Raw genomic sequence first — 12211 nt, 5'->3', positions numbered from 1 at the left:
TATTAAATCTTCAAGTCAATAATAGCAGATACACCTACACCTTGAATACGAGACGCATTCACAGGATTCATGCTATCAATTGGCACTAACCCTTTGACACGGGCTACACCATTGAAACTAGCTTCAACCTGTGCTACCGCTTCAACACGTTCCACTTCAGAAGCAGGACCTGTTACTTGCGCAGCCCCGATATAGCCATTATTACCAACACTAACAATTGGTACTACCTTAGTTGTATAAGTAGTACTCAAATTATTTTGGCTTAAAATTTTATTTAAAAAGTCATTAATTTGTCCACCAAAGCGGTCAACTAAAATCCCTACACCACCAACTTTAAGGACGCTACCTAAGTTAAAATTGCCAAGGCTAAAAGCCTGTGCTGGACCAGCAAATACACCAGTGGCAATTGACATTGCCATTACAGTTGCTAATAATTTCTTTTTCATATGTCATCCTCCTTGTTGTCGAGTCTTTACAATACTACGTATGCTAGTCTGATTATATCATATATCAAAGAATTTGTCCTTTTTGAGTATGAAAAGTTCCCTATAATACACGCTTTCATCAATAATTTCACTAAATTTTTATATGCTGCCATACACCACTACGAAAACGCCAACCTGCAAACACCATCCGCAAGCTTTGGTCAATTAACAAGGCAATCCAAGCACCATATAATCCAAAGCCCCAAGTAAAGCAAAGCAAATAAGTTATAATAGGTCGGAAAATAGCAATCACAAACAAGGAATACTTCATAACATAAAAGTTATCGCCGGCCCCTTTGAGAACACCAGAATAAACTAATTGAAAAGCCTGAGGAAAGCTAGCTATCGCCATAAGAATCATGATTTGTGAACCCAACTGCCATACACCTTGGTCCTGAGTAAAGAAATCAAATACAACATTACGCAAACCAAAATATACAATCAAGCCTACAATAGAAATAAATAAAGCAATGCGAATACCTATTTTACCATAAGCCATTGCTAAATCAGGCCGCTTCTTGCCTAAGGACTGACCCGTATAAGAAGCACCTGAATAACTTAAACCCATAGCAAAATAGTAAAAAATATCAATGAGGTTCATACAAATATGATGTGTCGCTAAAGCCACAACGCCCAAAGAAGCAACCATTTTAGTATAAGCAAACATCCCAAATCGCTCAAAAGCCTGCTCCCCTAACGAACTACCACCTATATAATATATGGATCGTAAAATATCCTTATCAAATCGCCAACTGCCTTGCTTCCAGGATAAATGTTTATCCTTTGTATGAATGGCTCGCCACAAAAGTAGGCAAATCAATATATAGCTAGTCATCGTAGCAATCCCAGAGCCTATTACACCTAAAGCAGGAATGGGCCCCCAGCCATAAATCAATGCAAAATTCAAGCAAACATTAAGAACATTGCCAATAGCGTTCGATGTAAAAATAATCCTTGTATTACCTACACCAATTAAAGCGGCCCCCATCATAACCGACAACGCAGAAAAGAAAAGACCAATAACAATAAATTCACCATAGCCAACTGCGGTAGTAATATAGGAGGGTTGAGCCCCAGCAAAAGATAAAATAGCCGGTAAAAAATAGTAGCTTAGAGCCAACAAGGGTAAATAAAATAATATCGTCAATATAACCCCTTGCTTTAGCACTGAATTCATAGCTACATAATTCTCTTCCCCTTTACGACGTGCTACGATAGCCGTAATAGCGATAGCTGCCGACCGTACAAAAACAAGCATAACCATCAAGGGCTGACTCATAATCCCTACAGCAGCTAACGCATCAGCACCTAAAGCGCCAACCATAGCTAAATTAATCGCCGTCATCAACTGCAACAAGAGTCCTTGCATCGTGGCAGGCCAAGCTACATCAATATATTCCTTATAAATGCTCTTAGTGGCTGGTACTGGCCCCAACCGAGCTGCAACAGGCAGAATATAATCTATCCCAAAGAACCTTCTAATTCCCAATAACATGACCTACTCCTTATGTAAAATAATATTGTGCAATTTCTAAAAAACACCCCTAAACAAAGGTATCATCCCCTGCTTAGGAGTGTTTATATCTTGCCTTATTGTGGCAAGGAAATTACTTGGCTAAATGTAGAGCCAGCATTTTTAATCTTCTGTTCGTTCCCCATTACACTAATATGAGAATCCTTCATAACAGCGCCGACTAAATCTGCCAAACTACGAATATCCTCTTGACGACAAGCAATTACTTCTTTACGCAGCTGTTCAGCTGCTTCTGGCGTCCCTTCGCCAAAGTACTCACTCATAGCACGAGGACCTCGTAAAGCTGGTGTAATTGGCGTATCTAACGTGCTCATAGTACCAATAATATATTTACGCATTTCACGATCTGAAATTTCAAAAGTCTGTAAATATTCGCTTAACGCTTCATAAACCGATAATGTTTCAGTCAAGTTTGGATCACGATAACTACAAAGTACAAAGTTACCATTATTATAGAAATTAGCAAATGCTCCATAAGCGCCACCTTGCACACGAATACGAGTCCACAAGTATTCATAGCGAAGAATGGTTTCCAATACTTTCATAGCCCCCTTTGGTGTAAAGCCATGGTCACGGAAATTACCACCTTGAGCCACATATTGCACCTTCCCAGAGGTAACAATCCCTTCATTCACATACTCTTTTGTGATTTTTAATTGTCCCTTTGGATAAGAACACTCTGCCCAAGTTGTTAAAGCCGTTTCTAATAATTCTTTAAATTGTTCAAATTCAGGGGCTTCACCTACAAAGGAAATATCAACATTAGAAGGACGGAATAGTTTTGCTGCTACTGCTGCTAATTTAGCAGGCAAAGCTTGTAAAGCAGCTTCATCAGCAACCAAGGTTGCTAGTTGTTCAAAATAGCCCAAACTATCTAAATCACGGAATTTTCCTACTTCAGTCACCTGTGCTGTTACACGATTTGATACGATAGTATGGCCACGACGGAATGCTTCTGTATCCCAAATCGCTTTAGTCTCTTTCACAAGTTCTGTTAAGCGACTTACATCTGTATATTCACTATGACTGACTAATTCAGAAATAATACGAACTAATTCAGGCAATTTAGCATGCAAAGCTTTAGCACGAACAATAAATAATGGTGTGTAGCCATCACGGTCATTATACTTAGTTAAAGCTGCTATATTGGCACTGAAACCACCTAAATTCATATTAATATCCTGAGCAATCGCATCATAGGTCCGTTCTTTGGTATTAACACGGGCTAATATATCACTTAAGAGACTTGCGTAAAATAGTTCCGTTTCAGTTAAGCAATCCAAATGGAAATAAAAAGCAGTATAGTTGATACCTTTAGCCTGAGCAGGTACAAAGTGAAGCTTAGCCTCACCTAACACACTATCTTCACGTTCCACTCGTTCTACAGCAGGTGATAAGTCATCTAATTCCAAAAGAGGAATCGTGGCTAATGCTTCTTCAGTATCAGGAGCCGCTTGACGCGCTTTTAATGCTTTTGTTTGCTCTACAATCGCATTTATTTCTTCAGCTGTCATGCTAGCCTTAATAGCTGCTAATTTTTCTTTTTCAGCCTTCTCTTTTTGCTCTTGTAATCCTTTTTCAGGATAAATAGACACTAAAGCTTTATGTTGATTTTGTAATAATGCTCGTTCGATTAAATCTTCAAAATAACGAGTATGTAAGCCTTCACGCAATGTAGCTAAAGCGCCTTCGTAGCGAAGGGCTTCAATTGGATCTTTATCATAATTCCATTGATCCATAACGCGAATGCCATAAGCTAACCCGATTGGACGACCACCAAAATCAGCTTCTCGCAAAGTAAATTCAGTAATATTTAAAGAGGCTTCTAATAATGATGTATCAAGACCATCTTTAACTAAACGAGCCAACTCTGCTTCTACTAATTCCTGTAAACGACTTTGTTCCTTCATTTCAGAACCAGTAACAGAAATATTCCAAATTGGCTGACGTAAGCTATCTAAATAATAACCGCTAATGTCACTACCTACACCAGCTTTTACTAATAATTCTTTTAACGGTGCTGCTGGTGATGTTAATAAAGCATGTGTCAAAATTTCAAAGCCCAAACTATCTGCCACTGTCATTTCAGGCATTACATACGTCAAAGCATGCATTGTCTTACCTGCTTCATTTTCATCAGAGCCAATGCTATAAGGATACGACGCCACTTTGCCTTTTTCAAATGGAGCTTGTACTGCAATGGTAGAATCTACAGTAATTGCATCAAAGTTTTGCAAATATTCTTCATCAATGAAACGTAACTGTTCTTCAATATCCATCGTTCCATATAAGAAAATATAACTATTCGCTGGATGATAATATTGTTTATAAAACGCTTGGAATCCTTCATAGGTTAAATCTGTAATGTTATCAGGATTACCACCAGAATCTACACCATAAGTCGTATCTGGGAATAATTCAGCCATCATATGAGTTTCTAAAATAGAATCAGGCGAAGAGTATACACCCTTCATTTCATTGTATACAACACCTTTATATGTCAACTCATCTTCAGCTGAATCCAATTCATAATGCCAACCTTCTTGCATTACAATTTCCTTATCCTCAGCTACCCGTGGATAGAAAACGGCATCCAAATACACATCCATCAAATTGTGGAAGTCCTTATCATTTTTACTAGCCACAGGATACATTGTCTTATCAGGATACGTCATAGCATTTAAAAAGGTATTTAAAGATCCTTTTACAAGTTCTACAAATGGCTCTTTTAATGGGAATTTACGAGATCCACATAACACAGAATGCTCCATAATATGGGCAACCCCTGTACTATCTTTTGGCGGTGTGCGAAAGGCAATCGAAAAGACTTTGTTCGTATCTTCAGCATCAATATAAAGCAAACGAGCTCCTGATTTTTCATGATGCATTAAATAGGCTGTGCTGCTTAATTCAGCAACAGATTCCACCCGCTCTACTTTAAAACCACTATATATTTCATTTAGTTTCATAAAAAACTCCTTTTATTACATAGAAAGCACAGGTACATAACATACCCGAACCTTATAATTAACTGTATACAATGTATATTATACTAAAATTGAGGAATATTTTCAAAATAAAACAGACTTTCTCCCACCTATGAGGGAAAAAGCCTGTTCTTACTTAACTTAAGAAACCCTTCTTAGCCACGTTTATCAATGACTAAATTGTCATGAATGGCACGAATAGCATCTTTTACTCGTTCTTCTGCAATTAAGCAAGTAATACTAATTTCAGAAGTACTAATAATTTCAATATTAATATTTTCTTCACTTAAAATGCCAAACATCTGAGCTGCCACGCCTGGTTGACCTAACATACCAGCCCCAACGATTGATACTTTAGCCATTTGTTCATTAATAACAAAATCTTCAATGTCGCCAGCAGCCTTCAAAGATTCCAACACTTCGCGCGCCATTACAACATCATCCAAAGTAATTGTAAATACAATATCAGTAATTGTATCTTCTACTGTACGAACGCTTTGTACAATCATGTCTACGTCCACATTTTTATCAGCCAAGCTTTGGAAAATAAGATGCGCAATACCTGGTTTATTTTTAACCCCTACAAGAGATACTTTTGCTACATTAGTGTCATCCGCCACGCCTTGAATTACATGTTTATTTGCTTCCATGGTATAATCCTCCCGAATAATGGTACCTTCTTTATCACAAAATGTGGAACGCACATGAATAGGTACGCCATAGCGACTGCCCATTTCAACGGCACGAGGTTGCATTACACCCGCCCCCAAGCGAGCCATTTCCAACATCTCACCATATGTAATTTCATCTAATTTCATCGCATTCGGTGCGATACGTGGGTCCGTAGAATACACACCTTCTACATCGGTAAAAATCTCACACACATCAGCCTGCATAGCCCCCGCCAATGCAACCGCTGTCGTATCAGAGCCACCACGACCTAAGGTTGTAATATCACCACAATCAGTAATACCTTGGAAACCAGCTACGACCACAATATTGCCTGCATCAAGCGCTGCAAATACACGGCTAGGATCAATCGTTAAAATACGAGCTTTGCCATGATTATCACTACTCAAAATACCAGCCTGTGCCCCTGTCATAGATACAGCAGGTTGACCTTTTTCCATAAAAGCCATCGCTAATAAGGCAATGGAAATCTGTTCACCAGTAGACAATAAACGATCCATTTCACGACCAAATGGTCTAGATGTAACAGCCCGTGCTAAGGATACTAAATCATCCGTAGTATCACCCATGGCCGATACAACCACCACAACGCGGTCATCTTCTTTTTTATCACGTAATACGCGATCTACTACATTGTAAATTTTTTCCGGGGAAGCGACAGAACTGCCACCGAATTTTTTAACAATTAAGGCCACTGTAATCCCTCTTTATCTCTAAAACAACTATAAGAATATATAAAGATACTCTATCATATAAAGGCTATATCTGTAAAGCATAAAAAGCGCCAAGACTAAAGTCTCAGCGCTTTATGTAAGACAATATTAACCAGCTTTAAAAAAGCTTGATTTCTTATTGTACTACGATATCTTTTTCAGATTCCCATAAACCATGGATATTGCAGTAAGAAGTAGCAATCAATTTACCAGATTTTTTGAAGGAAGCTACTACAACACCAGCTGCTTCAGCAAATACTGGACCTTCGTTAGCGCCAGCTGCTGCTTCACCATGTACGTTGAATTCAAGACGAGCTACTTCAAATGGAAGCGTTGTACCTTCTTCTACATAGTATAATTTAATCCAAGAAATATGATGTTCTGTAGTGTTTGGATGTGCAATATCTTTGCCTACTTCTAATTCAATTTTTACTTTTTCACCAGCTTTTACAGTGTCAGGTGCTGTAATTACCGGAACGTGTTTTTCATTTTTGAAGTCTGCAGATTTTACATAGTTACTTAATGCCATTGTGATAACCTCCTTGGTCATAAGAATATATCCTATAAGAACTTACTTATAGTTTAAAATAATATACTGCTTATAATTTTATTATAGCATGTACCTTTATTTTTTCAAGAGTCTATTACGACTTTTTTCGATTTATTTACAATATTAAAACTCAATGCCACGGGCTGCTTTAATGCCCTGTTCATACGCATGTTTCACCACTTGCATTTCCGTAACTGTATCAGCTTTAGCAATGATTTCAGGCTTAGCATCGCGCCCAGTTAAGACCATATGCAAACGGGTCGGCTTTGCTTCCAACAACGTAACTACTTGTTCTACCGGCAATAGACCAAATTTAATGGCGTAATTAATTTCATCTAAAATGACTAAATCCCAATTGTCAGACATAACTTCATCCGTTAACATTTGCCAAGCATCTTTAGCAGCCGCCTTATGAGCTATCAAATCAGCTTCTGAAGTTTCTTTATTGTGGAAAATAAAACCTTTCCCCATAGGACGAATTTCAATAGGTAAACCAGCTGCTTGCAATGCTTTGATGCCTTTCAATTCGCCATAGGTAGAACCACCTTTTATGAATTGCAAAATAAGAACTCGTAAGCCATTACCAACTGCGCGGAGTGCTACACCTAAGGCCGCTGTTGTTTTACCCTTACCATTCCCTGTATTAACTAAGATTAAGCCCCTTTGGGATGGCGTAACAACACGCTCCTCGCCATCAACCGATGTTTTCGTATCTACTGTGGTCATCCTTACGCCTCCTTAGCACGATAGGCACGCGCCTTAGCAATAAATTGTGCGGCCGCTGACTCATTGCCGGCAAAGTTCAAATGTAAGTAAGTAGCTAAAATATTGCCATGACTATAACCACCATTATAAGTTTGCCCTTTACGGCCACCTTCAAAATGAAACGCCCACGGGAATGTATCAACTGTCATAGGCTCTACAGGCTCCATGGTAGAAAAGTGGAATTCATGACCTCTTAGACTACTGCCTTTAGGAGCTAACAGCGTATCCTGTAGAGCTGTTGCCGTTACATAACCAACTTTTTGTAGTTTAGCCTGCATAACACATTGTGCTGGTACTAAACCTACCATAGGCCGTACATTACCTTCAAAGTCAGTAACAGCTTCACATAAATACATTAAGCCGCCACATTCTGCATAAATAGGCATACCCGAAGCAACCGCTTCACGAATAGAATGCAACATAGACTGATTTTCACTTAATTGAGTCAAAAACATTTCAGGGAAACCACCGCCAAATAATACGGCATCTACTGATGGCAACTCCGTATCGGTAAGAGGACTAAAATATACTAAATCAGCCCCTTCATCGGCTAAGGCCTGCAAACTCGCAGGATAGTAAAAGGAGAATGCTTCATCATAAGCGACTCCAATACGCACCTTTGGTTCTGCACTTGCTTTAGCCACTATTTCAGGCACCATAACAGCTGGAGCTGCTTCTGCCAATTTAACTAAAGCACTTAAATCAACACTTTGCTTAATCGCTTCACGAATAGTATCTAAGGCCGTTTGAGGATTCACTTCCGTAACAGGGGTAAGCCCCAAATGCCGCTCCGGTGAATGCATCCGTTCATCACGACGAATAACACCAATCACAGGAATACCCAAACGCGCCATAGCAACACGAATCATATGCTCATGATTATCCGAACCGATGCGATTCAATAATACACCGGCTAAATTAACAGTAGGGTCATATTCTTTAAACCCTTTAGCAATCGCCGCTGCACTTTCACCCATCGCTTTACAATCAATCACTAAAATAACAGGTGCCTCTAATGATTTAGCAATTTCCGCAGTCGAGCTAACGCCTTCACGGCCTCCATCATACAGCCCCATTACGCCTTCAATGATAGCTAACTCTGCATCTCCTGCCATGTCAGCAAAAAATGGTTTCATCTTCTGTGGTGGTACTAGCCAAGTATCTAAATTATAACAATCTCGACCACTAGCTAATTTATGAAACCCTGGATCAATATAGTCAGGGCCTACTTTAAAGGCTTGTACTTTTTTACCTTGTTCATAAAATGCAGCCAACAACCCCGCTACAATCGTTGTTTTGCCAACACCAGAATTTGTACCAGCGATGACAACTCTCGGAATAGCATATGATTTCATAGTCTTAGCGATCCTTACGCTTAGCCAATACAGTGGATAAATAATTTAATTTCAAATCAGCTGGTAGTGTATCAAGGCCACGATATACTTCTTCACCATCAAGACCAACGCGACTAATCATAACAGCATCATCAGCCATATTATGTTTTTTAAGCGTTTCTTGTACTTCGTGGAAATTACGGTATACCTTCATAATAACAGCATCATCAGCCACTGCTAATACTTTATCAATTTTTTCCTTAGGAGCTGTAGCTGGTACAATAGCAAGCACTTCTTCTTTTTCTACAATAGGATACCCTAAATGCGAGCCAATAGCACAGAACGCAGTCACCCCTGGGATTGTTTCAATTTCAAAACCTGTGTTTTCAATCAAACGATATACATACATATATGTGCTGTAGAACATAGGATCCCCTAACGTTAAGAAGACTACATTTTTACCAGCTTCTAAATAACCTAAAATAACTTTTCGAGCTTCTTCCCAACCAGCAGCTTGTGCATCATCATCAAGCACCATAGGAAATACCACTGGCACAATTTCAGTGTGAGCCTGAATATATGGTTTAGCAATATTAAGCGCTACAGATCCGTCTTTCTTTTCTGTTTTAGGTGTAATAATAATATCTGCTTCACCTACAATACGCGCTGCTTTCACAGTCATTAATTCTGGATCTCCAGGTCCTACACCAATACCGTACAATTTACCTTTCATGGTTACGCTCCTATCTGTTCATATACTTTATATTGAATACATACCTTATTATTGTATGCGTTAAGCCTACAATCGGGCAAGTATTAATTCTGCGGAAATAATGATTTTATTTTATATTAGGAATAGCTGGTCTATGGGAAACGCGCCCCTCATAGCGCCCAGCCATAGCATCAGCCAAGTGCTCTACATATAATTGCTGCACTGCCCGATATTCACCGAGCCCTTTCATATGACGTACTACTTCATAACCAGCAGCTTCTAAGGACGTTTGCACGCTATCTTCCTCATCACCAAAAATATCATTAAGGGCATGATCACCAGCTACTAGCAGAAGAGGATGAACATGAATTCGACCAGGTCGTTTACTATCTACCCACTCCCAAGGCATCGCCATATCTTCTAATTCTGGAAAACATTCTAAGGTTATGATACGCACATTATAATAGCCTTTGCGGAATAATTTTAATTGCAACGCACTATAAGAGGCATTGCCTACACTCATGCCACCATGGCCAACCAATAATAGACCTTCTTCTTTAGGGATTTGTAATGTATCAATAAATTGTTCAATCAAAGCCTCATAATCATCTGGTCGCTCTTCTTGACCTAAGAAGTATAATAATGGACGGCCTATTGCAATATGTTGCAAAGAACCCTGCCCTTGATAGGCCAAAATATTCTGTTTTAATTTATCAAATTCTTCACCACCAATTAGATGTAATGGTTGCACTACAATAGACTCATAGCCTTGATGGATTAAATCTTCAATAGCACTTTGTTCGGTATCAATTGTTTCGCCTCGTTCCCGTAAACGCTTAACAATAATACGTGAGGTAAACGCCAAGCGTACTTCATGCTCTTTATATTGCTTTTTAATAAATTCCACGACAGGATTAATTTGATTTTGACGGGCTGATTCAACCGTCGTGCCAAAGGCTACTACTAAAATAGCTTGTTTCATACACCCTCCTATGTGACAAAAACGGTCCTCCTCTGAGGACCGCTATTTATGTACTATATGTCTTGCTAATTGACTAAACAACTAAGGCTTCACGACTCTCCCCCCGCAACGAAGGCCATCCTGCGTCCTTATTTGATTGACTTGCTTGTTGTTTACGTTCAATCATACGAATTGATTGTGCTAAATGTTTTAAGAATAAATCTTGGATAAATGGATTTTCCCCTAGCCCTTCATTCCATATAGTAACTCCATACCCTTCTTCGGTTAATAAGGTCGCTACGGAGTCAGAACGATCACCACCAAGGAAATCCATTAAATGTTCTGATCCAATGAGAGCTAATGGCACCACTAATACTTCCTTATGATCTAAGCGTTCTAATAAGGTTAAAGCCTGTTTAAAATTAGGAAAACCATTGGAAGTAAAAACAGCTACATTTTGGCCATTACCATATAAACATTTTAATTGCAAAGCACTAAATTCTAATTGATTCTGTCCATTTGCCATTAATAAAATAGACTTATTTAGAGCGCGAATATTCACATGCTTCATAATCGCATCAATGGTGGCTACATAATCATCCGCATAATTTTTTACTCCTAAAGAGCTGAGCAATGGCTTCCCTACGTGAATGCGCATTACATTGCGGTCACAATTATAAGTAAACGTGGCAATCGCTTTGCGCATCTTTTGATAACATTGATCAGCAACTAACGCGAAAGGCAATACAAAAACATCTCGTACATCTGTGTTTTTAAAATCAGTTAACACATCTTCTAAAGACTGTACGGGATTCTTATATTTTTCGTTCCACTTCTCGATTAAAGCATCTGCTAAAAATACACGACGAATTACTGAATCAGGATAGGCTTTTTTTATTTTAGCTTCCATAATGCCTACTGATTTTTCTACTGCTTCACCATAAATAGACCCAAATGTGGCTAAAATAATACCCTTTGTACTCATTTATAAATCCTCCGATATCAAGAATACCTACACACCATCGTAATGATGTCTACTCTAAAATCAGACTGAAATTTGTCATATTTTACATAATCGAAAATATTCAAAATACATGTCACACTTTATTTGTTGGTATAATGATACGTTAGATTTAGTTTTTAGTCAATGAGAATTTTTCTCATTTTATAATTTATCAATGAATATCAGTGAGAAATTAAATATTTAATTTCATTTTCACTTTCTATATCTATTTATGTCGTTCCAGTTTTATTTTTATCGATATAAAGATGTTTTATCGCCTTCTTAGCCAACAAAGCTTCACTCTCAAAAACAGGTATTTTATTAATCAATTTAATAGATACCTTATTTGCTACGGTCCTAACAAATAAATTCTATTAAAAATAGACAATTTAATTTTTAAGAATTTTTATTCAATAATGTATAGTAACTATACATTATTTAGTACTAAAAGCCTATATTGCTTCTTATATAATTGAT

10 protein-coding genes are annotated in these 12211 nt (G+C 38.2%); all 10 read right to left on the bottom strand.

The window, feature by feature from the left end:
- Nucleotides 1–2 precede the first annotated feature (2 nt).
- The 10 genes from NFR27_RS04325 to NFR27_RS04280 all read right to left on the bottom strand — a co-directional run bounded on the left by NFR27_RS04325 (nucleotide 3) and on the right by NFR27_RS04280 (nucleotide 11716).
- Nucleotides 3–446, bottom strand: coding sequence for a hypothetical protein (locus NFR27_RS04325; protein WP_251441027.1), 444 nt, complete (start codon nucleotides 444–446; stop codon nucleotides 3–5).
- Between the two features lie 130 nt (nucleotides 447–576).
- Nucleotides 577–1980 (bottom strand): MATE family efflux transporter, encoded by a 1404-nt coding sequence (locus tag NFR27_RS04320; protein ID WP_251454513.1) that lies wholly within the window; start codon nucleotides 1978–1980, stop codon nucleotides 577–579.
- A 95-nt stretch (nucleotides 1981–2075) separates the two neighbouring features.
- Nucleotides 2076–4988 carry an insulinase family protein gene (locus tag NFR27_RS04315; RefSeq protein ID WP_251454510.1) on the bottom strand — a complete coding sequence of 971 codons (2913 nt, stop codon included), beginning with the start codon at nucleotides 4986–4988 and terminating at the stop codon, nucleotides 2076–2078.
- 173 nt (nucleotides 4989–5161) lie between these two features.
- Nucleotides 5162–6391, bottom strand: a complete 1230-nt coding sequence (locus tag NFR27_RS04310; protein ID WP_251441033.1) for an aspartate kinase — start codon at nucleotides 6389–6391, stop codon at nucleotides 5162–5164.
- A 154-nt stretch (nucleotides 6392–6545) separates the two neighbouring features.
- A complete protein-coding gene (locus NFR27_RS04305) occupies nucleotides 6546–6938 on the bottom strand; it encodes a class II SORL domain-containing protein (RefSeq protein WP_251441035.1) in 393 nt (130 codons plus the stop codon).
- A 144-nt stretch (nucleotides 6939–7082) separates the two neighbouring features.
- Nucleotides 7083–7685: a cob(I)yrinic acid a,c-diamide adenosyltransferase gene (cobO, locus tag NFR27_RS04300; RefSeq protein WP_251454493.1), complete on the bottom strand. Its 603-nt coding sequence runs from the start codon at nucleotides 7683–7685 to the stop codon at nucleotides 7083–7085.
- Between the two features lie 2 nt (nucleotides 7686–7687).
- A complete protein-coding gene (locus tag NFR27_RS04295) occupies nucleotides 7688–9079 on the bottom strand; it encodes a cobyrinic acid a,c-diamide synthase CobB (RefSeq protein ID WP_251454490.1) in 1392 nt (463 codons plus the stop codon).
- Nucleotides 9080–9083: 4 nt separating this feature from the next.
- Nucleotides 9084–9791, bottom strand: a complete 708-nt coding sequence (gene cobI, locus NFR27_RS04290) for a precorrin-2 C(20)-methyltransferase (protein WP_251441040.1) — start codon at nucleotides 9789–9791, stop codon at nucleotides 9084–9086.
- A 106-nt stretch (nucleotides 9792–9897) separates the two neighbouring features.
- Nucleotides 9898–10752: a sirohydrochlorin cobaltochelatase gene (locus NFR27_RS04285; RefSeq protein WP_251454486.1), complete on the bottom strand. Its 855-nt coding sequence runs from the start codon at nucleotides 10750–10752 to the stop codon at nucleotides 9898–9900.
- A 73-nt stretch (nucleotides 10753–10825) separates the two neighbouring features.
- A complete protein-coding gene (locus NFR27_RS04280) occupies nucleotides 10826–11716 on the bottom strand; it encodes a sirohydrochlorin cobaltochelatase (protein WP_251454483.1) in 891 nt (296 codons plus the stop codon).
- Between the last annotated feature and the right edge of the window lie 495 nt (nucleotides 11717–12211).

The sequence above is a fragment of the Veillonella intestinalis genome, assembly GCF_943192895.1.
Classification (GTDB): domain Bacteria; phylum Bacillota; class Negativicutes; order Veillonellales; family Veillonellaceae; genus Veillonella_A; species Veillonella_A intestinalis.
The sequence above is the reverse complement of the archived record's forward strand: the minus strand, read 5'-3'. Positions and strand labels throughout refer to the sequence as shown.